The 25,821-nt window shown below is 38.3% G+C and carries 26 protein-coding genes and 1 pseudogene; all 27 read right to left on the bottom strand.

What is annotated here, in order from left to right; genetic code table 11:
• Positions 1-340: 340 nt before the first annotated feature.
• On the bottom strand, positions 341-592 hold the full coding sequence (locus FDO66_RS03320) for a DUF1146 family protein (protein WP_141430977.1): 252 nt from the start codon (positions 590-592) through the stop codon (positions 341-343).
• 252 nt (positions 593-844) lie between these two features.
• On the bottom strand, positions 845-1,252 hold the full coding sequence (locus FDO66_RS03315) for a F0F1 ATP synthase subunit epsilon (RefSeq protein WP_141430976.1): 408 nt from the start codon (positions 1,250-1,252) through the stop codon (positions 845-847).
• Positions 1,253-1,274: 22 nt separating this feature from the next.
• Positions 1,275-2,696: a F0F1 ATP synthase subunit beta gene (atpD, locus tag FDO66_RS03310; protein WP_141430975.1), complete on the bottom strand. Its 1,422-nt coding sequence runs from the start codon at positions 2,694-2,696 to the stop codon at positions 1,275-1,277.
• Positions 2,697-2,787: 91 nt separating this feature from the next.
• Positions 2,788-3,648, bottom strand: a complete 861-nt coding sequence (atpG, locus tag FDO66_RS03305; RefSeq protein WP_141430974.1) for an ATP synthase F1 subunit gamma — start codon at positions 3,646-3,648, stop codon at positions 2,788-2,790.
• Positions 3,649-3,923: 275 nt separating this feature from the next.
• Positions 3,924-5,432 (bottom strand): F0F1 ATP synthase subunit alpha, encoded by a 1,509-nt coding sequence (atpA, locus tag FDO66_RS03300; protein WP_141430973.1) that lies wholly within the window; start codon positions 5,430-5,432, stop codon positions 3,924-3,926.
• A gap of 24 nt (positions 5,433-5,456) precedes the next feature.
• Complete coding sequence (locus tag FDO66_RS03295; RefSeq protein ID WP_141430972.1) at positions 5,457-5,993, bottom strand: F0F1 ATP synthase subunit delta; 537 nt, start codon at positions 5,991-5,993, stop codon at positions 5,457-5,459.
• Positions 5,990-6,523 carry a F0F1 ATP synthase subunit B gene (gene atpF, locus FDO66_RS03290; RefSeq protein WP_141430971.1) on the bottom strand — a complete coding sequence of 178 codons (534 nt, stop codon included), beginning with the start codon at positions 6,521-6,523 and terminating at the stop codon, positions 5,990-5,992. Before atpF ends, FDO66_RS03295 begins: the two co-directional genes overlap by 4 nt.
• 118 nt (positions 6,524-6,641) lie before the next feature.
• Entirely contained in the window at positions 6,642-6,854 is a 213-nt protein-coding gene (gene atpE / locus FDO66_RS03285; protein ID WP_026572680.1) for a F0F1 ATP synthase subunit C, read from the bottom strand.
• 79 nt (positions 6,855-6,933) lie between these two features.
• Entirely contained in the window at positions 6,934-7,644 is a 711-nt protein-coding gene (gene atpB, locus FDO66_RS03280; protein WP_141430970.1) for a F0F1 ATP synthase subunit A, read from the bottom strand.
• 23 nt (positions 7,645-7,667) lie between these two features.
• Positions 7,668-8,042, bottom strand: coding sequence for an ATP synthase subunit I (locus FDO66_RS03275; protein WP_141430969.1), 375 nt, complete (start codon positions 8,040-8,042; stop codon positions 7,668-7,670).
• A gap of 6 nt (positions 8,043-8,048) precedes the next feature.
• On the bottom strand, positions 8,049-8,270 hold the full coding sequence (locus FDO66_RS03270; RefSeq protein ID WP_141430968.1) for an AtpZ/AtpI family protein: 222 nt from the start codon (positions 8,268-8,270) through the stop codon (positions 8,049-8,051).
• 222 nt (positions 8,271-8,492) lie between these two features.
• Complete coding sequence (locus FDO66_RS03265; RefSeq protein WP_141430967.1) at positions 8,493-10,772, bottom strand: S8 family serine peptidase; 2,280 nt, start codon at positions 10,770-10,772, stop codon at positions 8,493-8,495.
• A gap of 369 nt (positions 10,773-11,141) precedes the next feature.
• Positions 11,142-11,771: a uracil phosphoribosyltransferase gene (upp, locus tag FDO66_RS03260; RefSeq protein WP_141430966.1), complete on the bottom strand. Its 630-nt coding sequence runs from the start codon at positions 11,769-11,771 to the stop codon at positions 11,142-11,144.
• Between the two features lie 188 nt (positions 11,772-11,959).
• Positions 11,960-13,201, bottom strand: a complete 1,242-nt coding sequence (gene glyA, locus FDO66_RS03255) for a serine hydroxymethyltransferase (RefSeq protein WP_141430965.1) — start codon at positions 13,199-13,201, stop codon at positions 11,960-11,962.
• 210 nt (positions 13,202-13,411) lie between these two features.
• Complete coding sequence (locus tag FDO66_RS03250) at positions 13,412-13,987, bottom strand: TIGR01440 family protein (RefSeq protein WP_141430964.1); 576 nt, start codon at positions 13,985-13,987, stop codon at positions 13,412-13,414.
• A gap of 44 nt (positions 13,988-14,031) precedes the next feature.
• Positions 14,032-14,484 carry a ribose 5-phosphate isomerase B gene (gene rpiB, locus FDO66_RS03245; protein ID WP_141430963.1) on the bottom strand — a complete coding sequence of 151 codons (453 nt, stop codon included), beginning with the start codon at positions 14,482-14,484 and terminating at the stop codon, positions 14,032-14,034.
• 232 nt (positions 14,485-14,716) lie between these two features.
• Entirely contained in the window at positions 14,717-15,166 is a 450-nt protein-coding gene (locus tag FDO66_RS03240) for a low molecular weight protein arginine phosphatase (protein WP_141430962.1), read from the bottom strand.
• Positions 15,167-15,582: 416 nt separating this feature from the next.
• Positions 15,583-16,131 (bottom strand): manganese efflux pump MntP, encoded by a 549-nt coding sequence (locus FDO66_RS03235; protein ID WP_141430961.1) that lies wholly within the window; start codon positions 16,129-16,131, stop codon positions 15,583-15,585.
• Positions 16,132-16,305: 174 nt separating this feature from the next.
• Entirely contained in the window at positions 16,306-17,346 is a 1,041-nt protein-coding gene (locus FDO66_RS03230; protein ID WP_141430960.1) for an L-threonylcarbamoyladenylate synthase, read from the bottom strand.
• A 500-nt stretch (positions 17,347-17,846) separates the two neighbouring features.
• Positions 17,847-18,776, bottom strand: coding sequence for a stage II sporulation protein R (gene spoIIR / locus FDO66_RS03225; protein ID WP_141430959.1), 930 nt, complete (start codon positions 18,774-18,776; stop codon positions 17,847-17,849).
• Positions 18,777-19,145: 369 nt separating this feature from the next.
• The gene (locus FDO66_RS03220) at positions 19,146-19,763 is read right to left on the bottom strand and encodes a YitT family protein (RefSeq protein WP_141430958.1); all 618 of its coding nucleotides are present in this window, start codon (positions 19,761-19,763) and stop codon (positions 19,146-19,148) included.
• A 206-nt stretch (positions 19,764-19,969) separates the two neighbouring features.
• Positions 19,970-20,827, bottom strand: coding sequence for a peptide chain release factor N(5)-glutamine methyltransferase (gene prmC / locus FDO66_RS03215; RefSeq protein ID WP_141430957.1), 858 nt, complete (start codon positions 20,825-20,827; stop codon positions 19,970-19,972).
• 4 nt (positions 20,828-20,831) lie between these two features.
• Complete coding sequence (gene prfA / locus FDO66_RS03210; protein ID WP_141430956.1) at positions 20,832-21,905, bottom strand: peptide chain release factor 1; 1,074 nt, start codon at positions 21,903-21,905, stop codon at positions 20,832-20,834.
• Positions 21,906-22,135: 230 nt separating this feature from the next.
• Positions 22,136-22,759, bottom strand: a complete 624-nt coding sequence (locus tag FDO66_RS03205; RefSeq protein ID WP_141430955.1) for a thymidine kinase — start codon at positions 22,757-22,759, stop codon at positions 22,136-22,138.
• A gap of 115 nt (positions 22,760-22,874) precedes the next feature.
• Positions 22,875-23,075, bottom strand: coding sequence for a 50S ribosomal protein L31 (rpmE, locus tag FDO66_RS03200; protein WP_141431158.1), 201 nt, complete (start codon positions 23,073-23,075; stop codon positions 22,875-22,877).
• Between the two features lie 136 nt (positions 23,076-23,211).
• Entirely contained in the window at positions 23,212-24,495 is a 1,284-nt protein-coding gene (rho, locus tag FDO66_RS03195) for a transcription termination factor Rho (RefSeq protein WP_141430954.1), read from the bottom strand.
• A gap of 942 nt (positions 24,496-25,437) precedes the next feature.
• Positions 25,438-25,547 (bottom strand): annotated as a pseudogene (gene glpX, locus FDO66_RS03190) (fructose-bisphosphatase class II); the annotation flags it as partial.
• Between the last annotated feature and the right edge of the window lie 274 nt (positions 25,548-25,821).

Here is a 25,821-nt window from a genome sequence, read left to right as displayed (position 1 = left end):
TGACAAGTCAGATAAGAAAATACGTGTTGTATTATTGCCTTATTTTCTAATGCTATAAACCCTTGAGAAGATCATTTATCAAAGATTACATTCAAAGTGAATAATACACGGTTATGTGTATTCTCATGATCGATGGATAACCACGTATCCCTTCTTTCAACTTTTTATGTACAGCCTTTAGACATGCGGTTCACACAACAAAATGAATTGTACAGAAAATATTTCTTAAATGGAACATGTACGAAGACCTATCTTTTAAAAAATTAGAAATTTTACAAGAAGATTTTTAACTCTTTCGAAATACAAATTAGCTTTAAATTAACAGAACCTTTTTTTATACCTATGCTTGTACAATATATTGCAAAATAAGAGGCAGCTGTTGTGACCAAAGCAAATAATTCAGGAAAAAATTACTAACAGTTGATCCGATCGAAATCGTTAATAGTATATATAAAACTCTAGCTTGTAAAACCCGATTTGCGCGTATAAGCTTTTCAAAATTCAATGCTTGCAAAGCCCACCAGGTAAGCGCAATAAAACAAAGATGTGAAACAATACTAACTAACGCTTGCTGACCAAATCCTGATATCATCCCATTGCTCCTCCTTCAACCAATGCCCTGCCTTTCATTTTAACATTTTGATCTTCATTTTGATATGATTTACTTCTATATATTAGACGTTATTTATTTCATAGAAGTTTCATGCAATGCACTCTAAATATTTTCGAAAAAATAAGAGTGTTTATGAGGGTAATATTATTTATTTTATCAAAAGAATTCGTAAAAAAGGGACATGTAAATGTTGAGCATTTACATGTCCCTTTTTTTCTTGCACTTTTGTAGTTAGTATTTTTTTTCGGTAACTGAAATTCGGTTAATTGCACGTTGAAGCGCAAGTTCAGCACGTTTGAAGTCTATGTTTTCAAGCTTTTGTGCATGAATACGTTCTTCAGCACGTTCTTTCGCACGATTTGCACGCTCAACATCAATTTCCTCTGCTGTTTCAGCCGCTTGAGCTAAAATCGTTACTTGCTCTGGACGAACCTCTAAAAATCCGCCACTTACAGCAATAAACTCATAATTTCCACCTTTTTTTAAACGGACGGCTCCAATTTGTAACGGTGCAACAAGTGGGATATGCCCAGCCAAAATCCCAAGCTCACCGCTCTGAGCCTTTGTAATGACCATATCCACATCTGATTCATACACCGGGCCATCGGGAGTAACAACACTGACTTTGATCGTCTTCATTTTTTACCCTCCTGGTCCTAAATTAGACCTCTACACCCATACTTTTTGCTTTTTCAACAACTTCTTCAATTTTACCAACAAGACGGAAAGCATCTTCAGGTAAACTATCATGCTTACCATCAAGAATTTCTTTAAAGCCTTTAACTGTTTCTTTTACAGGTACGTATGATCCCGCTTGTCCTGTAAATTGCTCAGCTACGTGGAAGTTTTGAGATAAGAAGAATTGAATACGGCGCGCACGGTGAACAATTTGCTTATCTTCCTCAGAAAGCTCATCCATCCCTAGGATCGCGATAATATCCTGTAACTCTTTATATCTTTGAAGCGTTGATTGAACTTGACGTGCTACTTCGTAATGCTCTTCTCCAACAATTTCAGGTGATAGTGCACGAGAAGTTGAAGCAAGAGGATTCACTGCAGGGTAAATACCCATTTCAGATAGCTTACGTTCAAGGTTCGTAGTTGCATCTAAGTGAGCAAATGTTGTTGCTGGAGCCGGGTCAGTATAGTCATCGGCTGGTACATAAATCGCTTGGATGGATGTAACAGAACCAACATTTGTTGAAGTAATACGTTCTTGTAGTCTACCCATTTCTGTAGCAAGTGTCGGCTGATATCCAACCGCTGAAGGCATACGTCCTAATAACGCTGATACCTCTGAACCTGCTTGTGTGAAACGGAAAATATTATCGATAAAGAACAACACGTCTTGTCCTTGTTCATCACGGAAATACTCAGCCATTGTCAATCCAGTAAGGGCCACGCGCATACGAGCGCCAGGCGGCTCATTCATCTGACCAAAAACCATGGCAGTATTCTTAATAACACCAGAGTCTGTCATCTCATGGAAAAGGTCATTTCCTTCACGAGTACGTTCTCCAACACCCGCGAATACGGAAATCCCACCGTGCTCCTGAGCGATGTTATTGATTAGCTCCTGAATTAAAACGGTTTTACCTACTCCGGCACCACCAAATAGACCGATTTTACCACCTTTTATATAAGGAGCTAGAAGATCTACAACTTTAATTCCTGTTTCAAGAATTTCTACTTCTGTAGAAAGCTGTTCAAACTTTGGTGCTTCTCTATGGATTGAGTCACGACGAGCTTCTGCTGAAACTTCAGTATTTAAATCAATCGTTTCACCAAGAACATTGAACACACGACCTAATGTTACATCTCCAACTGGAACAGAAATCGGTGCTCCAGTATCTAATACTGCTATCCCACGTGTTACACCATCAGTTGAAGCCATCGCAATTGTACGAACTGTATCATCACCTAAATGAAGGGCAACTTCAAGCGTTAAGTCGATGTTCACGTTAGATTCTTCATTTGCTTTTTGAACAATTTTCAATGCGTTATAGATCTCTGGTAGCTGGCCGCTTTCGAACTTAACGTCTACTACCGGACCCATAATCTGAAGAACTCGTCCTTTGTTCATCATTTTCCCTCCTAACGTTCAATGAACGATCTGTAAAAAATCATTTCTCAATAAACCGTTTTTTGCATGTATATGTTTTTTTCGCAAAAATTTATTCTAAGGCTGCTGCACCAGCAACAATTTCCGTTAATTCTTGCGTAATAGCCGCTTGTCGGGCACGGTTATAGCTAAGACTTAATGAACTAATTAGCTCATTCGCATTATCCGTTGCATTCTTCATGGCCGTCATCCTTGCAGCATGCTCACTTGCTTTACTATCTAAAAGTGCACCATAAATTAAGCTTTCAGCATATTGTGGCAGGAGAACTTCTAATATTTCTTCCGCTGATGGTTCAAACTCATATGCTGTTAGCTTAGTTGAGGCTGCGCTAATATCCGTTAATGGAAGGAGCTTTTTCTCTGTTACATCGTACTGAATAGCACTCACATAATGGTTGTAATATAAATAAATCTCATCAAAGGTACCATCTGCAAACATATCTACTGTTTTGCTTGTAATATCCTTTATTTCAACGAAATCAGGTAAATCAGCAACGCCGACACTATCAAGGATGACGTTTATATCACGCTTTACAAAAAAGTCACGGCCAATTCGGCCGATTGCAATGACAGCATATTCATCTTTTGATTGATGTCGCTCTGTAATGGTACGGTACACTTGACGTAAAACATTGCTATTGAAGGCTCCTGCTAAACCACGTTCAGCTGTAATGACGACATACCCTGTTTTTTTAACAGGACGCGCCGTTAGCATGGGATGACCAATTCCTTTGCTTCCTATTGCGATCGAGGAAGTAACTTCTTGGATTTTCTCCATATATGGAACAAACGATCTTGCATTTAGCTCAGCACGACTCATTTTGGCAGCCGATACCATTTGCATTGCTTTTGTGATTTGACTTGATTTCTTTGTTGAATTAATACGTGCTTTTATATCGCGTAATGATGCCACAGGTTCTCACCATCCTTTCAAAGAATGTCAAGCAAAAGGCAAGCGCCTAGACCTTGTGAAAAATAACCCTTCTCCTCTAAAAGCAAAAGAACGCTTTTTGAGTCAGATGAACATTTTTCTTCAGCGCTGTTCAAGGCGCTTCCGCTTTTCTTCATTGTCCAGCTCCGGCGCCTAGCCGCTCGGATCATAAGAAACAATACTCCAAAAATCAGGATTTTCTGCGTATTGCGTCTTATGTCTGTCGCGGCTGTTCAAGGCGCTTCCGCTTTTCTTTTTTATTCAGAGATTGCAAAGATTTTTTTGAATTCGTTGATCGCAGAAGCTAAGTCTTCGTCAGCTGGAAGTTCTTTTGTTGTGACGATTTGATCTAAAAGTTCCTTACGGTTATGGTCTAACCATGTTAAGTATTCAGATTCGAATCGCTGGATGTCATGAACTGGAATATCGTCTAAGAAACCTCTTGTTAATGCGTAAAGAATAGCTACTTGTTTTTCAACCTTTAACGGTTTGTTTAGATCTTGCTTCAACACTTCAACAGTACGAGCACCACGATTTAATTTCGCCTGTGTAGCTTTATCGAGATCAGAACCAAATTGAGCAAAAGCTTCCAGCTCACGGTAAGAAGCAAGGTCAAGACGTAACGTCCCAGCTACCTTTTTCATTGCTTTAATTTGTGCAGAACCACCAACACGGGATACAGAAAGCCCTGCATTAATCGCTGGACGAACACCCGAGAAGAATAAATCAGATTGTAAGAAGATCTGTCCATCTGTAATAGAGATTACGTTAGTTGGAATATAAGCTGAAACGTCCCCAGCTTGTGTTTCAATGAATGGAAGTGCAGTAATAGAACCTCCACCTTTTGCATCACTAAGCTTTGCAGCACGCTCAAGTAAGCGAGAATGCAAGTAGAATACATCCCCTGGATAAGCTTCACGACCTGGAGGACGACGTAATAATAATGACAACTCACGGTATGCAGAAGCTTGTTTTGTTAAATCATCATACACAACAAGGACATGCTTTCCGTTATACATAAACTCTTCACCCATTGTTACACCAGCATAAGGTGCTAGATATAATAATGGTGCCGGCTGAGATGCAGACGCTGTCACAACAATTGAATATTCTAAAGCACCGTGCTTACGTAGCGTTTCAACTGCGTTACGTACAGTAGATTCTTTTTGTCCAATTGCCACATAAATACAAATCATGTCTTGATCTTTTTGATTCAAAATCGTATCAATCGCAACAGATGTTTTTCCCGTTTGACGGTCCCCAATGATTAGCTCACGTTGACCGCGACCAATTGGTACTAGAGCGTCAATCGCTTTAATACCTGTTTGCAACGGCTCATGTACAGATTTACGATCCATAACACCCGGTGCTAAAAATTCAATTGGACGAGTTTTACTCGTTTGAATCGGTCCCATTCCGTCAACTGGTTGTCCTAGTGGGTTAACAACACGACCTATTAGTTCTTCTCCAACTGGAACTTCCATGATGCGTCCAGTACGGCGCACCTCATCGCCTTCACGAATTTCTGTGAAAGGTCCCAAAATGATAATCCCGACGTTATTTTCTTCCAGGTTTTGCGCTAAACCCATAACGCCGTTTGAAAATTCAACAAGTTCCCCAGACATAACATGGTCTAGACCATGAGCACGAGCGATACCATCACCCACTTGGATAACTGTACCTACATCACTCACTTGAACTTCCGACTGATAATTTTCAATTTGTTTCTTTATCAGCGCACTGATTTCTTCAGCTTTGATGCTCATAAGTTTCACCCCTATCTATGAATCTTAGCCTAATAATTGTTTTTCTAATCGATCTAGCTTCCCTTTTAAGCTGCCATCAAAAATTCGGTTTCCAATACGAAGCTTAATGCCGCCTAATAAATTGGAGTCAACGATATTTTCAATATGTAGCGATTTTTTACCAACCTTCGCAGCAAAAACAGTGGATAAAGCTTCACGTTCTTCTTCTTTTAAAGGTCTAACAGAATATACGATGGCATCTGCAATTCCTTTTTCATCATTCGACATTTGAATATATTGATCCACTACATCGACAATAAATTCCTCACGATGTCGGTCAATAAGGATCATTAACGTATTGATTACGTAAGCATTCGCAGATGAAAAAGCTGCTTTTACAATGTCCTTCTTTTGGGCAATTGAAAGCTTCGGAGATTTTAATACTGCTTGTAAATCAGTATTGTAAATCACGACTTCTTTCACTGTACGAAGCTCTTCTTCTATTTGATTAAGAAGCTGGTTTTCTTTTGCAAGCTGAAAAAGAGCCAATGCATAACGCTTAGCAATGCCTGAGTCCATCATCGGCCTTCTCCTGCCTCTAGAATATAATCTTTAATCAATTTTTCCTGATCATCTGAATTTATATTTTTTTCAATAACCTTTGTTGCAATTAATACAGATAAAGAAGCAACTTGTTCACGAATAGCTGCAACAGCTTTTTCTTTTTGTTGTTCAATTTCAAGCGTAGCTGTATTTTTGATGCGCTCTGCTTCTGAACGTGCAACCTTAATAATTTCTTCGCGCTGTACTTCCCCTTGCTTCTTAGCATTTTCAATCAAGGTTTGAGCCTCTGTTCGTGCTTCTTTTAACAGCTTTTGTTGCTCTGCTAAAACCCCTTTAGCTTCAAGACGGCTTTTTTCAGCTGCAGCAATTTCTCCTGCGATATGCTCTTCGCGCTCTTTCATAATGCCCATTAGGGGAGCCCATGCTAATTTTTTCAATACTGCTAAAAGAATAATAAACATAAGGAGCTGGAAAATAATATCCCCGCCATTAAAACTACTGTGAGATGCTGCTTCCGCTGCACCTAAAACGAGATTACTTGCTAACACCCTCGCTTCACTCCCTTCAAGAGTCTATCTATAAAAAACGAGTTGATTTTCAAAATTGTAAAACTATAAACGAATGGCGAAGGTTCAAATCGAATAACTTCGCCAATGAATGATTTAATTATCGTCCAAGAACCATGAACGCAATTACAACTCCAATGATCGGTAATGCTTCAACTAACGCAACCCCGATAAACATTGTTGTTTGAAGTAATCCACGAGCTTCTGGCTGACGTGCAATTCCTTCTACTGTACGACCTACGATTAAACCGTTACCAATACCTGCACCTACTGCTGCTAAACCAATTGCGATTGCCGCTGCTATAAGATTCATGATAATGTTCCTCCTTAAGATTGTATGAAAAATAATATTTATTTTTATTGCTCATTAATTGAAAATGAACAGTTATATATTAATGGTCATGACTCACCTTGTGTGCCATATATACCATTGTTAACATCGTAAAGATAAATGCCTGGATAGCGCCAACAAAGATTGAGAAGCCTTGCCATACTAACATTAAAGGGGCAGCAGCAATATGACCAACTACTCCAGTTGCTAAGCTTCCTGCTAAAAGAGTTAGAAGCAGTTCTCCAGCAAAGATATTCCCATAAAGACGTAAACCAAGCGTTAAGGTATTTGCAAACTCTTCAATAATTTTCAAAGGAAATAAGAAAGGCATTGGGCTAATGAAGCCTCTTCCATATTCTTTCGCTCCTTTAAGCTTGATCCCATAAAAATGTGTAAGACCAACAATCATTACTGCCAATGTCAGTGTGATAGTTGGATCAGCGGTTGGAGATTTCCACCATAATTGATCGTTTATCACGATTGAAAAAGGGAGTCCAAGCATATTGGATACAAAAATATACATAATCAACGTAATCCCAAGTATGTGGAATCTTCCGCCATCCTTCCAATCCATTGTGCTATTAATGATGTTTCGGACAAAATCCATAATCCATTCAAAAAAGTTTTGCATTCCGGTTGGATGTAAAGCTAAACGGCGTGTTGAAACAAGTGCAATAATAAAAACAATAGCACTAGCGATGGTAATCATCAAAATATTAGCCAAATTAAAATTAAGACCTAAAAACTCAACTATAGGAGCTCCATGGTTCATCAAATTTCACCTCTTTTCTCCTTTTATTTATGTAGACGTAAAGTTTGTAGAAAATAATCTATCATAATGACAATATAAGATGTCATTAATCCCAAGACAACGCTAATTATATGAATATTTTGTGGATATTCCATGGCAATCATCACAGCGATAACTGCTACCGCCATTCTCGATAGCATCCCAAACGAACGGACTTTTTTCCCCTTTTTTACAGCTTGATCGAAATGCTCAGTTCTTCTAACTAAAAGCCATAAATTAATGAGACTAAAAGCGGTGCCAAGAATAAGACCTAAAAAAACTGGTTTATAGGGCGTAACCCCCCAGCCAATTGCGTATAAAGACATCAACAAAAGGATATTTTTGCGTTGTCTTACATAAATCTGTTTAAATTCTGGCATATTTCATTATTCTCCTGAAAAAAAGTGTCGAATCAATCTTAACATAGCATAGATCCCTGTTGCTAATCCAAGAAAAAGGCCTAAAATTAAAAACAATGGATCGCTTCCAACGACTTTATCAAGCCATCTCCCTAAAAAAATTCCTACTAAGATTGAGCCTACTAATTGTGATAATATAGCAGACATTAAAGCCATTGCTTGAAACGGATGACGGTCTTTTTGAGGCATTGCAACACATCCTCTCTTTCGCCTGAAAAGAAAAGAAATAACTATATTTTCACTATGTTTAAGTTATAAATTAAGTCGCACAAAATAACCGTTGAAAACCTTACCAATTATTATCCTTTGTAAGCATACAATAGGGGCCTGTCAATGTCAATTAGTAAAAATATAAATACTCCCTTTGAAAACGTTCAACTTTTATGAATTCACAAATATTTCAAATTATCATTAATGAACGCCATTTTGTTCCTTTTTTTCTTCTTCTCCAAGTAAGAAATAATCTTCTATCATTTCTTCTTTCCCTGCTTTTACAGCAAAAATTTTCACTAAATATAGACCTTCTTTCGGAAGATGCTCTGTACCGATTTCCTTCTGAAGCATTCCTTTCCCTATATTTTTTTTCCAATCTAAAAACTGAATAAAACGGAGGCTGTTTGGATCAAACAAGGCAATACCAAAGCTATCTGCTCCTCCCGGTAAATAGACCTCATAGCGATAGGTTCCTGGTTTATCACCTGCACCGAGCTCAAATCCCATGACTCTAGGATAATCAGGTTCCTCCAACACATATAAATAAGGAATATTCAATGATCGACCTCCAGTTAGAATGGTAAAGTGTCCTTCGTAAAGCTTAGATTTAGAAAGGGAAGGTTCAATCGATATTTTTACTTTAATCCTCTTTTTTTCCTTCGGTTGAAGCGAAAAAGAAATCGGCATCGTCCAGGTGATCCCTTTTTCTTTTTTCGGAACCGGAAATGAAATCTGTTCAGTTTGCGATCCTGTATTTTCTATTGTGAGTATTGCTTCATGCTCATGAAAACGTTCAGAACGTGCAAATTTCCCAAATTGAACGGAACCAGGGAATACAAGAATTTGCTTTTTAACCGCTTCCGTTATTTGAATTCTTCCAGCTCCTTGCTCATATGCTTTATAAAATTGATTCTTTCGATTCATAAGCTGCTTTGCTGAATTCATAAGAGCCGCTTTAATTTGCTCTGGTCTCCAATCAGGATGCGCCTGCTTAATAAGTGCACATGCACCCGCAACATGTGGAGCAGCCATGCTCGTCCCCTGTAAGGACAAGTATCCGCCTGGAACTGTGCTATTAATCGCAACACCAGGAGCCACTACATCTGGTTTAATTTGCCACGTTGAAGTAACTGGACCTCTTGAACTAAAATCAGCCATAAAATCCATTTCCTCTCTAAGCTCACTTCTTACAAACACATTTCCTTTTTTTACAGCTTTAAGAAGCTTTTCCCCATCCTTTTTCATCATTGATAAAACTGGGATAGGTAACGCGTCGGTTACATTTCCAAAGAAGGCTCCGCTCGTATTGTTGTAAATAAGCACGGCTAACGCTCCAGCTTGATAAGCGTTTTTCGCTTTTTCTGTAAAAGAAATGCCGCCTCTTTTTAATAGAACAACCTTTCCATTCACCTCTTTCAAATCCTCTTTTCTTCCTAAATAACCATCTGTCAGCAAATTTGGCCGCACCTCAGCCCAAATAATTGAACCTTGCATTGGTTCGAGCCGAATCGGATATTTCATTCCTGTGACGGTTAAATAAGGGATTTTCAGTGGTGGTGTCGAGGCACCAACGGATATAGCCTTATCCGCTGTTCCTGGTGAGCCAACTGTCCAAACCTTTGGTCCAGAATTCCCAGAAGAAGTGACAGCGGTAATTCCGTAATCGACGGCTTTATTTAAGGCAAGACTTATCGGCAAATCAGGCCCATTTACATCACTTCCTAGTGATAGATTAAGTATATCAACATGATCTTTCATGGCTTGATCAATGGCAGCAATTACCTGCTCTGTCGTTCCAGAACCACCAGGTCCAAGCGCTCGATACGCCACAATGGTTGCTTCCGGAGCAACACCCTTTATTTTTCCATTTGCAGCAATTACTCCTGCAACATGAGTCCCATGGATCGTGTCTAGAATACCCGTTTGCTTTGTTTCCATTGGATCCTGATCTCCATCAACTAAATCTAACCCACCGCCGTAATTATTTCTTAGGTCAGGATGTGTGTAATCAACCCCTGTATCAATTACACCAACCGTTACCCCTTTGCCCGTTAAACGGTGTGCTTGTTGATCGTATATTCCCCTTATTTCTTCTCCTCCAATGAGCTTGATATTTTCTTGCTGAAGCATATTCGTTTGGAAATAAGATCTTTGATTCGTTAAGGTATAGCTCTTAACCGGAGATACCATTAATATTTCACGATCTTTTGAAAATCTCTCTAAGCTTTCAACTGTGCCTTTTACAGAAAAACCGGTAACTGCGTGATGAAAAACGTATCTTCTTTTTAACGGAGGATAATTTAATAGAAGCTGATCAATTTCTTTTTCTGTCTTTTTTTGTTTTGTGATGACAATGGCAACTTTCTCACTATTTGGATGTTCTAGTGGAATAGGAGGATGATCAAGTTGTTTGGCGGAGACATTTGATGTACAAAGGAAAAAAATACTGATCAAAATACAAAAGGTGAGTTTTTTCATCTATTTATACCCTTCCATATAAAATTGCTGCACATTTCGCTTTTCTTCAGAGCTGACCAAGGCGCTTACGACGTACAGGATGTACTAGTGCCGATGTTGCCACAGGACGTGGCGTCATTAATCGGCCGCTTTTCTTTTTGTCTAGCTCCAGCGCCTAGCCCTTGTGAAAAATAACCCAGTGTCTCTAAAAAGTAAAAATCGCTTTTTGATCCATTGGAACATTTTTCTTCAGGGCTGATCAAGGCGCTTACGCTTTTCTTTTTTATCGTTTTCTTTTGTTTGAAAGAGTATACATATTGAATAGAAAAAAGGGACATAAGCAACTTGCTAAACAAGATGCTTACGTCCCTTTTCAAAACGAAGAGGATATTATTTTGTTCCGAACAATCGATCTCCAGCATCACCAAGACCTGGGACGATATAGCCTTTTTCGTTTAGCTTTTCATCAAGCGCCGCAATGTAAATATCTACATCTGGATGAGCTTCTCTCAATGCTCCTACACCTTCAGGAGCTGCAATTAAACACATAAATTTAATGCTTTTGGCACCTCGTTTTTTCAAGGCATGGATCGCTTCTACAGCTGAACCACCTGTCGCAAGCATTGGGTCAACGACAATAAAATCTCTCTCTTCTATATCACTTGGAAGCTTTACATAATATTCAATTGGTTTTAACGTAGATGGATCACGATATAACCCAATATGTCCTACTTTCGCTGCTGGTATTAGCTTCAAAATTCCGTCTACCATCCCTATACCTGCACGCAAAATCGGAATGAGACCAATTTTTTTCCCGGAAAGCACCTTTGATTTCGTTCGACGAACCGGTGTTTCGATCTCAATATCTTCAAGCGGCATATCGCGCGTAATTTCAAAAGCCATTAACGTAGCCACTTCGTCTACCAATTCTCTGAAATCCTTTGTTCCAGTATTTTTATCTCTTATGTATGTAAGCTTGTGTTGGATAAGCGGGTGATCAAATACATATACCTTTGCCATTTTAAGATTCGCTCCTTTTCTTTTATATGCAGCTGTATCTTTTAAATTACACTTCTATTAATTCTACAGAAATTAGCGGATGAGGGCAACAAAGATTGTTCGGAAATGATCATTTTCTATTTAAAACAGAAAAAAAGAGCCTACCTCTTTAGCTTCAATGGTTTGGCTCTTTCATTCGACATTACATTTTAATACTCTTTATATAAAACAAACTTGCTTGTTAATTCTTCTACACGTTTTTTCGCTTCTTCAAGCTTTTCTGCATTATCATGGTTTTTAAGTGTAAATCCGATAATAGATGCAATTTCATCCATATCTTCTAATCCAAAGCCGCGTGAAGTTACCGCAGCTGTACCGATGCGGATACCACTTGTTACAAATGGGCTTTGTGGATCGTAAGGGATTGTATTTTTATTTACAGTAATTCCTACTTCATCAAGAACATGTTCAGCTACTTTCCCAGTAAGGTTAATCGGTTGTAAATCTACTAAAAGCAAGTGATTGTCTGTTCCACCTGATACTAGGTTTAAACCTTCTTTTTTCAATCCTTCTGCTAGTCTTTGCGCATTCGCAATAATATTTTGTCCGTATTCTTTAAAGCTGTCTTGAAGAGCTTCTCCGAATGATACAGCTTTTGCTGCAATAACATGCATTAAAGGACCACCTTGAATCCCAGGGAAAATAGACTTATCAATTTTTTTGCCAAACTCTTCTTTACAAATAATCATTCCACCACGTGGACCACGAAGTGTTTTATGAGTAGTTGTTGTCACAAAATCAGCATATGGAACTGGGTTTGGATGCAATCCTGTAGCAACAAGTCCTGCAATATGAGCCATATCAACCATTAAGTAAGCTCCCACTTCATCTGCAATTTCACGGAAACGTTTGAAATCAATTTGGCGTGGATATGCACTTGCACCAGCAACGATTAATTTTGGTTTATTCTCACGAGCTTTTTGTAAAACATCCTCATAATCAATGTATTGAGTCTCTTTATCTACTCCATACTCAATAAAGTTGTATAGAACACCACTGAAGTTAACTGGGCTTCCATGAGTTAAGTGACCACCATGAGATAAATTCATTCCAAGTACTGTGTCACCTGGCTCTAGTATAGTGAAATATACAGCCATGTTTGCTTGTGCCCCTGAGTGAGGCTGAACATTTACATATTCTCCACCAAAGATTTGCTTAGCACGCTCTCTTGCAAGATCTTCGACAATATCTACGTATTCACAACCACCATAATAACGTCTGCCTGGATAACCTTCTGCATATTTATTCGTTAAAACAGAACCTTGAGCTTCCATAACCGCTTCGCTAACGAAGTTTTCAGATGCGATTAATTCAATTTTAGATCTTTGACGACCAAGTTCAAGATTAATGGCTTTTAAAACCTGCTCGTCCTGCTGTGCAAGATGCTTCATGTGAATATATCCTCCCTTTATTCCCTACTCTTGTATTTTGTCAACATGTTCATACAATATTCAAAAATCCTATTACATTCTAACATGTTTGTATTTTAAAAAGAAAGATAAAAAATACGAATCATTTAAGTTTTTATAGTATTAATGTTCGTAATTGACGAAGATCAATATTCCAATATTTAAAAAACCCTTGCTATTCACAAGGGATTCTTACTGACAAGATTTATTATCCAGATTTTTTTCATATACCGCTCTAGGACCGCCAATTAATTTCGGACGTGCTTTTGCTAAAGTAACATGCGCATCTCCTAAAGTTTTCAAGCTAGTACGTACGGGTACTGCTACATGCTTCAAATGCATTCCAATAAACGTATCTCCTATATCTATACCTGCATCCGCTTTAATAAATTCGACCATAACGGGATTTTCAAAATGTTCATATGCGAAGGTGGCCATCGCTCCTCCAGCATGTTGAATAGGCACAACAGATACTTCTTCATAGCCTTTTGCTTCAGCCGTTTTTCTTTCTACAACAAGCGCTCGATTTAAATGCTCGCAGCACTGATAAGCTAGGGAAACACCAGTCTGATTTTGAAATTCCTTAAATTGGTTATAAATAAGCTCTGCAACAGAGGTTGTCCCATTTGTCCCAATTTTCTTGCCTATAACCTCACTTGTGCTGCAGCCAATAACAAAAAGGTGTTGATCATTCAATTGAACCTGCTCTTGAAACTCTGTTAAGATCGTTTTTAACTCGTACGTCAAAGCCTTCATATCATCGTTCATAATAGCACAGCCTTTCAATTAGACAAATCTTGATTTGTTATTCATTAGCTGTTACATAAATTGTTTTCATAAACTTTAATTTTATCTAAACGTTGCTCATGTCTTCCACCTGCAAAACTAGTTGAAAGCCATGTTTGCGCGATTTCACGAGCTAAGCCTGGTCCAATCACTCGTTCACCCATTGCAATCATATTGCTATCATTGTGCTCACGTGTTAATTTAGCACTGTAAACATCATGAACAAGTGCACAGCGAATCCCTTTTACTTTATTAGCCGCGATACTCATTCCGATCCCCGTTCCACAAATGAGAATTCCTCGTTCAAACTCTCCAGCTGCAACTTTTTCTGCTACCGGCAATGCAAAATCCGGGTAATCTACGGATGCAGTGCACTCACATCCAAAATCTTCATATTCGATACCCATATCATCCATAAGGTTCATAATTTCTTTACGGATGACCATACCACCATGATCTGATGCAATTGCTACCTTCAAGGTCTATACCTCCAGCTAATACTTACTTTTTTATTCAAAATCATACTATTTTCACTTAGTTGATGGTCAGGAATCAGGCACTTTCGATTTCCTTAGAATAAAGATTTTCTGTACGCTTTCTTTATTCAAGACAGTTTATCATTAGGTACCTTGTCGCCTTTTACATCAACATTCATTTTGACACAAACTATTCAAAATTTAAAGAAGCATTCTACAAAAATTCTTGTAGCTATCACCCATTATAGAGTTCCATTTTTTGCGTGATTAATTTAATCATTTCATTAAGTTCGTTATAGGTTTCCCGATACATTTCTACTGTCCCTCCAAACGGGTCAGATACATTTCCATTTTTATTGTTAAAAGCAAATTCTTTTATTGTAAAAACCTTCTCAATTGAGCTAGGGAACTGATTCATCAACATATACTTATGACTTGTCGTCATCGTAAAAATATAATCTGCCCAATCAACAAGCTCCTTTGTCAAAAACGACGAGCTATGGTCATGCTTTATTCCTTGTTCCTCAAGAACAACCCTAGCTTGGTACGACGCTTTACTTCCATCCACTGCAGACACTCCAGCGGACTTCACTTCCATACCTTCAATTTTCATATTTTTAAGAATGGCCTCCGCCATTGGACTTCTACATGTGTTTCCAGTACAAACAAATAAAATACGGGTCATTTCCATTCCTCCCTTTAGATTTATTATAATCCAAATGGCTAAATCACAATAGAAATAAGAAAAGCAGAAGCACCTTGATCAGCACTGAAGAAAAATGTTCTAATGGCTCAAAAAGTGTTTTTTGCTTTTAGAGACATTAGGTTATTTTTCACAAGGGCTAGGCGCTGGAGCTAGACACAACGAAAAGCGGAAGTGCCTTGATCAGCACTGAAGAAAAATGTTCTAATGACTCAAAAAGTGTTTTTTGCTTTTAGAGACATTAGGTTATTTTTCACAAGGGCTAGGCGCTGGAGCTAGACACCAGTCTACCTTCAAAAAGTTATTCTTTCTTAATCTATAGGAAAATATCAGAAATAGCCCGTTCATCTTATCGATATCATTTCTGGTTCCATAAAAAAAACACCATATTTAGGTGTTCACAATAATAGCTTAACCCCAAAAACAAGTAAGATACTCCCTCCAATGGCTTCACTATAGGAGCCTAACCACTTCTGAACATTTTGTCCAAGAAGCAAGCCAAACCAGGTTAACAGCGTTGCACCAATGCAAAAGCTCGTTAATACGATAATCGTTTTAGCACCGTAGATTCCAAGTGTCAAACCAACTGAAAAACTATCCAAACTGACACTTAACGCAAAAACAAGCAGTCCTAAACCTACAGGAGTAATGAGACTATCATTATCTTGGCGAAAGCTCGACCATATCATTTGGATTCCAAGTAATACTAGCAATCCTCCTCCAATATATGCTGCGATGGAGCCAAATTGTTCAGATAAATATCTGCCTGTCATCATCCCTAATAGAGGCATCCAAACATGGAATAAACCAATTGTAACTCCTATTGTAAAAATTCGTCTTGGACGAAGCTTATACATCCCCATTCCCAAGCCGATGGAAAATGCATCCATCCCTAGTGCGAATGTCATTAGAATGAGTGTAACTAATTCTCCTATCATGTTTGACATTTCGTCGCCCCCTTGGACTTGCTAATTCAGCATATGCACGTCCAAAGGAGTTTAGACTTTCAATAGAGCGAATTTCAAAAAGAAGGAAATCAGTCATTCTTTTTGAAGTAATGCAGTCGGAATTTTAAAACAGGTTGTGTCGCCATCTAATACCGCTTAAAGTCTTCACCTGCTCTATGAGATGACTTTATGCCCAGCAGCTTTTAACAGTCGATTCATAATCGCCTGCCCTACTCCTTCACTCGGAAACATTTCACTATAAATGACCTCTACCCCAGAGTGGTTAAAGCTGCGAAGCGCCTCATAAAGCGTGCTTGCTACGGACTCAAGATTTGATCTATGCCCGCAAGCATACACAAAATCTGCTTCATAAGCATTTTTGTTTTCCTCTGTTGTTAATACCCCTACTTTTATGCCTTCCGTACGTGTTCTGGTTACAAGCTTTTGAATGGTGTTTTTGTCACCTGTTACTAAGTAAAGCGGGGCATTCGGGGCATAATGTGTATATTTCATTCCTGGTGCTTTCGGGGCATGCTTTTCATCCAGCAGGGCCTGATCTTCTTTTACAAAGCCAATGAATTCTTCAAGTTTTTCTTTTGTCACCCCACCTGGACGTAGAATGACCGGGATCTCTTCCGTACAATCAATGACTGTTGATTCTACTCCAACCCCCGTCGGACCGCCATCTACAATCCCTGCTATTTTGCCATTTAGATCCTCCTTTACATGCAGTGCTTGTGTAGGACTAGGTTTACCTGAACTATTGGCACTAGGAGCGGCAATAGGCAAACCTGCGTTCTTTAAAATGGCTAAGGCAACAGGATGATCAGGCATCCTTACTGCAACTGTGGATAAACCCGCTGTTGCTTTGTCCGAGAGCAATCCTGCCTTTTTCTTAAAGATAATCGTTAATGGCCCCGGCCAAAAAGCATCCATTAATTGGCGCGCTTTATGTGGTATCTCCTCTACAAACTGATGAAGCTGTTTCTGTTCAGCTATATGAATAATTAATGGGTTATCACTCGGTCTTCCTTTAGCTTGAAAAATTTTCGTGACCGCCGTATCATCAAGCGCATTACCTCCTAGTCCGTAAACCGTTTCCGTTGGGAATGCAACGACTTCATTCTTATTTAATAGATCAGCAGCTTCTAAGATTTGTGGATAACTATCAAGATTATCCACATTATTATCCACTGACCAAAAAAAAGTTTTCATTTTTTTCACCTTCAGCAAAATAGTATGACATTCCCTTCATTATGCCTATTTTAAAAGCTCATTGCAATTTTTATTTCTAAAAAAAAATTAAGAAATGGGTATAACTCATGTTTTATCCACAAATTGTGTATAAATAACCTTGTTTTGTGGGTAACTCTGTGGATATACCTAGAAAACTATCTTGCTTTTTATAGTTATCCACAAAAAAAATAGACAAAATTCCTCTTCTTTTTCATACACCAGAATTTATATCTGAAGTTAGATTACTGTCTAGCTCCGACGTACAGGACGTACTGGTGCCGATGTTGCCACAGGACGTGGCGTACTTAATCGGCCAGCACCCTATCGACTAGAAGTACTTCCCTCACCTCGTCTACGATAAGTCAACATCGACGCTTGCGCTCTTCGTGTTTCCGATATCTCACTCGATCCATTCCAGCACTTTACGTCGATGCCCAAGGGCGCTTGCGCTTTTCTTATTTTTTCCACATTTATTAAGCCTAGTTAGCGATTTTATCCCAAATATCCTTCACAAAAAACCTTACTTCCACCTTATCTTCAGTGTCTTGAACGTAAAGCTGCTTTTGACTAGATGCTTTCTCGCTGTTTTTCGTTTGATTCTGCTCCTCTTTGGAATGGTCACTGCTTTTATTCACAAGTTTTTCTTCCTCTACCTGTTTATGATTGTTCGCTGACGATTCTTTTGTATTTGAATTTGTACGATTATTATTTATGGCTTTAATTGCCGCTTTCTCCACTTCAGATTGGTTGTCTTTCTCATCCATTACCTTTTTTATGTTTTGTACCGCTTCGTCTACATCATCCTCGTGTTTAATAGAATCATTGTTTTCCGTAGTTTCTATTTTCCTTCCATCATTTGTTTTTTGACTTTCTGAAGCTCCTTTTTCCTCAAAGCCTTCACCTACAGCTACTCCATTTGAAAAGTCTAAAAAACATAATGGAGGGTAAAGAACACACCACCAATTGGCCCCTTTTCCATTTCCAAGAGTGATCAAAACCGCTTCATATTGACCAGAAGGATAAAGAAATTGACCGTAAAGCTTTGTAGGAAAATTAACCTTTCCATACTCTACCTTCACATTTTGGTCTAGTTTTTCTTCCCTCATAATTCTTTCTGCAATTTTATTAATTTCTGGAAGTTTATGTTTAATCACACGTCTAGATTCTTTAATCGAGGTTAAATCCTTCACCCAGCCTGTAATCTCTTTATTTACTTCATCCCTAATTCGTCTTTTTACTGCTTGATCCTCTTCTTTGTCACTATTCGCTAAAATACGCAATCGGATCGCTTCATTTGGAATAACCACTTCATTCTTCGCTGTTACTTCATTCTTCGGAATATATAAACTGAATATTGTACCTATTATTAGAGTAAGTAAATAAATGATTGCCATATGTTTAATCCTCATTTTTCTGCACCGCCCCTTCATAAAAACATTGTGGACAGAAAAATAAATTCTTAAACTATTAAATTATTTTTTTCAAATACAAGAACAGCCGCGACAGACATAAGACGCAATCCGCAGGAAATCCTGATTGACTTTCGGATTGTGGCTTATGATCCGAGCGGTTAGGCGCGCTGGCCGATAAGAACACCACATCCGCATGTCTTCATCGGCACTAGTACGTCCTGTACGTCGGAGCTGGACGTCAATATATTTCTATCGTAAATATCCACAACAAAACATTCTATCACTCCCTAAAAACAAAAACTCATCCAAGAAACCGATAATGCCTGTTCCCCAAATGAGTTATCTTCTTATTTTTTTCTAAATCTACTATTTATTTAATGCCATGGTAGATTCAACTTGATAGTTTTTTTTATTGCCTTTAGGTAAAGAAATTTGATTTTTGTAAGAGGCAATTAAAAAGCTTGTAACAGCGATCGAAAGAATAGATAGTAAGCCTTTGGTGATTCCTACTAAATAAAAGCTGATCAATACGACAATGAAATCAAAAAGAAAGTTTACGTAGCCTGGATTAAATCCGAATCTTTTTTGTAGAAAAAGGGTTAGAATTTGGGCTCCTCCAAGAGAAGATCCATTTTTAAAAAGAAAAATAACACCTATTCCTATTAATGACCCTCCCAAAATAGAACTGAGCCAAATGGAAATAGAAAACGCAGGAAGAAAATGATCGATGCTTGTCAAAAGGGTTAAGGTTGAAATGGAACAAATGGTTGCAAGGGTAAATTTCATACCCATTCTAAAAAAGGAAAAAACATAGAAAGGAATATTAATGATGAAGAAAACGAGATCAAAAGGCAAACGACTAAGATAGGCAAGACTTAAAGCTAGACCAGCTGTTCCTCCAGTAACGAGATGCCCGTGCCTTAGGAAAAGAATTCCGCTCGCAGTTAATAAACAGCCAAATAAAATAAATAATATTTTTTTCACTCTCACGACCACCTCATTCACATGAAATTGACGTTCAATCGTTCTATTATTAATCATAAAAGATTATCGTCTGTATTTAAATACCAATTTGAAGGTTTTACACATAAAAAAGATTCAAATCGAATCTTTTTATTCAAAACACAATGATAAATGCACACAAAAAGCCAGCTATGCTTTTTTAACAGCATAACTGGCTGAAAATAATCTTAAAACCCGATTTCTGCAAAAACCATACGATCCTTGCCATTTATGTCATGGACAATATCCATTTTCGCATGCGGAAAGGCTTGTTTTAATAAAGCTTCGACCTCTTCACTTTGTCCTGCTCCCACTTCAAAGCCAATCAATCCTTTTTCCTTCAATACACGAGGAAGGTCTAAACATAGCTGTCGATACATATCTAAACCATCTGCTCCAGCAAATAGAGCCCGATGAGGTTCATGCTCTGTAACGACATTCGACATTTTTTCTTTGTCACCAATTGGAATATATGGAGGGTTTGAGATAACAATATCAAGCTTTTTTCCTATTTCTAAAAACGGTTGCAGTAAATCGCCTCTTACAAACTGAATATCCGCATCAAGCTTTTTCGAATTCTCCTCTGCTACCATCAGTGATCGTTCAGAGATGTCAGTTGCGATAACGGTTAAGGTTGGTTTCTCTAATTTTAACGTAATCGCAATCGCTCCACTACCCGTTCCGATATCAGCAAGCTCTAAGGAAGCGTTAGATTCATAAAGACGGTTAATTCGCTCAATTGTACCAAGTACAAGCTCCTCTGTTTCTGGCCTAGGAATTAATACTTCATGATTGACGTTGAATTCTCTACCATAAAACTCTTCAAACCCGATCATATATTGAATCGGCTGACCAGCACCATGTAAGGTAACCTGTTCCTTAAATAGTTCAAGCTCGTTTACGGATAGATCATCTCTTAGTTGAGCCAAAAGCTGAGACCTGCTTATATTTAAAATATGACGAAGTAAAATTTCTCCCGCATTTTCATCCCGATCATGTTTTTTTAAAAAAGAAGAAGCCCATTGGAGGGCTTCATATATTTTCAATGAATTACACATTTGAAGCGGCTTCTAGCTTTCTAGATTGCTCTTCCATAATTAAGGCATCGACCACTTCATCTAATTTCCCTTGAAGAATTTGATCGAGCTTTTGAATGGTCAAACCAATACGATGATCAGTGACACGATTCTGCGGGAAGTTATACGTACGAATTCGTTCCGAGCGATCACCGGTTCCGACTGCTGATTTACGCTGCTGATCATACTCAGCTTGAGCTTCTTGCTGAAATTTGTCATATACGCGAGCACGTAGAACCTTCATTGCTTTTTCCTTATTTTTAATTTGCGATTTTTCATCCTGGCAAGAAACCACTGTTCCAGTAGGTAAATGCGTTAAACGAACAGCAGACATCGTTGTATTAACACTTTGTCCACCAGGACCACTTGATGCAAATGTATCAACACGAATATCCTTCTCATGGATTTCAATCTCCACTTCCTCTGCTTCTGGCAAGCAGGCTACAGTGGCTGTTGATGTGTGAATACGACCGCCGGATTCTGTCTCTGGAACACGCTGAACACGGTGAGCACCGTTTTCAAATTTCATCTTTGAATATGCTCCGCTTCCGTTGATCATAAAGATAATTTCTTTATAACCACCAACGCCTGTAGAGCTTGCTTCAATGACCTCTGTTTTCCAGCCCTGCGCTTCCGCAAAACGACTATACATACGATAAAGATCACCTGCGAATAAAGCTGCCTCATCTCCACCAGCCGCACCACGAATTTCCATTATTACGTTTTTGTCGTCATTAGGGTCCTTCGGTATTAATAATATTTTCAGGCGGCCTTCTAGCTCTTCCATACGTCCAGATAGCTCTGATAGTTCTTCCTTCACCATCTCACGCATTTCCGTATCAAGCTTATCCTCAAGCATCACTTTTGCATCTTGAAATTGTTCGCGAACCTCTTTATATTCTCGAAAGGCTTCAACCGTTTCTTGTATGTCAGATTGCTCCTTCGAAAATTCACGTAATTTCTTTGGATCATTTACAATATCAGGATCGCTTAACAGCTCATTCAGCCGCTCATAACGATCTTCAACTGCTTGAAGTCGATCAAACATAACTATTTCACCTCATTTTCATTCCATAAGAAAAGCGAAAACGCTGCTTTTCTGCACTAAATTTCTTTTACTTAAAAAAGAGCTAGACAATAAGCTAGCTTCTAAGTCGTTTCTTTTTATAAAAGGAGAGCCCCTTTACTTATATTATTTTCATTATAGTATAGCCCATTCTTACAGTCAAAGCTCCTCAATATGAGGTATTTCCTATCGCTATTGCCAAGCAATAGACTTTATCCTAGAGTTTTAGAGGATGTTTGTTCATCGCTTATTGGATTCGGGGATTTTGGTACCTCATGATGATGACGACATCTTGCCTCATAAGCTTCAGATGCTCCTACTAAAATAATAGGATCATCGTAGCAGGCAGGCTGTCCATTTATCAATCGTTGCGTACGACTAGCTGGAGATCCGCACACAGAACAAACAGCTTGAAGCTTTGTCACTAATTCAGCAATCGCCATTAATGCAGGCATTTCACCAAACGGTTCTCCTCGAAAATCTTGATCAAGTCCAGCTGCAATAATTCGATATCCACTATCAGCCAGGTGCTGAATAACGGTGACTATTTCTTTATCAAAAAATTGCACCTCATCGATTGCAATGACCTCTATATCAGGATTGATATGATTAAAAATATCCGTTGAGCATGTAATTGGCAAAGCGGTGACAGCGGCTCCGTTATGTGATACAACCTCTTCCTTACTGTATCGATTATCTATTTGAGGCTTAAAAACAACAACTTCTTGCTTTGCAAATTGAGTTCTGCGTACACGTCGAATGAGCTCCTCTGATTTACCAGAGAACATGCTTCCGCATATGACCTCAACCCATCCATGATGCTTCATCACATACATGACACTTCGCCCCTTTCACACAGTATATTCCAATTAATTTCATTTTCATCTATTAAAATAAAATAAAAAAACAGGCAAGTTGAAAAGCATCTTGCCTGTTTTTAAACGTTTATGATTACTTAAGGCCGTATTTTTTGTTGAATCGGTCAACACGTCCGCCAGCTTCAGCGAATTTTTGACGACCAGTATAGAATGGATGGCATTCAGAACAAGTTTCAACACGGATTTCATTTTTAACAGATCCAGTTAAAAACTCATTACCACAAGCACAAGTCACCTTAATTTCTTTATAGTTAGGATGAATTCCTGCTTTCATTCTTTTCAGCTCCTTCCGCCCTGAATCATTCGAAACAGAGTAAGATGCAACAGTTTCCACTGCTTTATTCAAAACACACTGTACTCATTATAGCAAGGACATCTTCGCTTTGCAACAGATGTTTCTTAATTATCTATTATTCTGCTCGTTTGCTCCTTGCCAATGCTGTTTTCATCTCTTCACCTAGTTGAGAAAAGAATTCTTCATTTGATTTCGTTTGTTTAAGCTTTCGCATAAATTTCTCAACAAAATCGGGAGCATCTGACATTGATTTCCGGATGGCCCATAATTTATCTAAGCGATCCTTCGGAATAAGAAGCTCTTCTTTTCGAGTTCCAGAACGGCGAATATCAATAGCTGGAAAAATTCTTCTTTCTGCAAGGGTACGATCAAGATGAAGCTCCATGTTTCCAGTTCCTTTAAATTCTTCATAAATTACATCGTCCATCCGAGAGCCCGTATCAACTAAAGCCGTTGCTAAAATTGTTAAGCTTCCGCCTTCTTCAATGTTTCTAGCAGCTCCAAAGAAGCGCTTTGGTCGATGGAAAGCTGCCGGATCAATCCCTCCAGATAAGGTTCTTCCACTTGGAGGAATCACTAGGTTATACGCTCTAGCTAACCTTGTAATACTATCCATTAAGATGATTACGTCTTTTTTATGCTCAACTAAACGCATCGCTCTTTCCAAAACTAATTCTGCGACTTTTATATGATTTTCCGGGACTTCATCAAAGGTTGAGCTGACTACATCACCCGCAACAGAGCGTTCAATATCTGTTACTTCTTCAGGGCGTTCGTCAATTAATAAAACAATAAGCTCAGCGTCTGGATGATTCGTTGTGATACTGTTCGCAATTTCTTTTAATAACATTGTTTTACCAGCCTTTGGAGGTGCGACAATTAGTCCGCGCTGACCAAATCCAACTGGGGCTAGTACATCCATAATTCTAGTGGAAAGATGCTTTGGAGTCGTTTCAAGCTTCATTTGACGATTTGGATATAAAGGAGTTAGTGCTGGAAAATGAACTCTTTCTTTTGCCGTCTCTGGATCTTCCCCATTAACCGCTTCCACTTGTAATAATCCAAAATAACGTTCATTTTCTTTTGGCGGTCGAACCTTACCAGAAACCTTATCCCCATTCCGAAGGTCAAAACGGCGAATTTGTGAAGCTGAAATATATATATCTTCTGAGCTAGGAGAATAATTGATCGGTCTTAAAAATCCAAAGCCTTCAGATTGAATTATTTCAAGGACACCTTCCATGAAGAAATATCCTTCTAACTCTGCTCGAGCTTTTAAAATAGCAAAAATTAATTCTTTTTTCGTTAATTTACTATAGTATGAAACCTTATACTCCCGAGCATGCTCATAAAGCTCTTTTAATTTCATATTTTCTAAACTAGAAATATTTAATCCCATTTTTACACCACTCTTTTTATTTTTCAGTTATTTCCTTTACATACAAATACTCGCAATGTTTTTGCTCGTTAGGAAAGATGATCTTGTTTTTGAGGCTTCATGAAGTGAAGAGAAAGAATATTTTACGGCAGAGTTAATTAAAAGTGAGATTGTACAAACGAAGGCATTGTCTATTCGCCATTTTATGTAATGTCAGGCAGATTTACAGATCGTGTACAGCATCCTTTATCTTATAAGAAAAAATAAACACTTTGTCCGACCCTGTCATGAAATAGAAGGTTCTTTACCTTCAATTCCTGAGGGACTAGACGTTGTCAAATGTAGAGCGCCACATCCTCATGTCTTCATCGGCACTAGTACATTCCAGAAAATTATCTTTCTTTTCTTATGAAACAAACGACACCCTATATTTTGTAAAAACTCTTCTGTAAAACAAGTTGGTTATTTTTCAAAAAACAATTTCTATTTTACTCCTATCTATTAAGCTTTATCAACTAGTTTTTTCTAGATGTTCAGCTCCAGGTGCCATCGACTCGAGTTCAAAAGCCAAACTGGCAGTAAAGGTAAAGAACACCTTCCTTATTAGTTCGTCTTTTGCTTGTCGCCGATAAACAGGAATCTTGCACTTTTCTTATCATTTAGATGGACAAATGTTAAATGAAGGAAGGAACCATGCTGAGGAGACTTAGCAGCTTTGTATACGTTACCAAATACTCTGTTTGATTGAAAGACTCTCTTAATCAAACTTTTAGAGAGTCTTTCCAAAAAACAGATAAAGATAAAGAGATTGTCCCATTCGTTTGAGCGATCTTCTTTACCTATCGTCTACCTCATTGATTTTGAAAACAAATAGAAATTTTTATATGGTTTTCTCTTTTCTTTCCTTGCTATAAATTGTATCTTATTTCAGTGAATAATGTAAGGGTTTCCAACAAAAATCTATTACTTTATTACAAGGTTCGGTTTCTTTTTCAGGCATGCCGCCCATCAACAAATCGAACAGTTCCTGATTTTGCTCTCATAACGAGCGATTGAGTCGAACCATAAGAACCTCCTATCGCATATCAAACTTCAGTCCTTTTCCCTACGATAAGTCAACATCGATTCGCTATCGCTCATCGTGTATCCTTTATCACGTTTTAACGGTCAGTAAGATATGACCTAAAAAAATGTACAGTGGATAAAAAACTGCCCGTAAAAACCTGATCGGCTCAGGCTAACCATCAGGATAGAACACTCTGATGGAAGGTTCACCTTATCTCAGTCGAAGTCTCTCCAGTTTGTACGTCGATGATCAAGGCGCTTGCGCTTTTGTTCATTACCTGA

The sequence above is a fragment of the Bacillus sp. 03113 genome, assembly GCF_006546985.1.
Lineage (GTDB): Bacteria > Bacillota > Bacilli > Bacillales > Cytobacillaceae > VATK01.
This window is presented reverse-complemented; position numbering and strand designations above follow the sequence as displayed.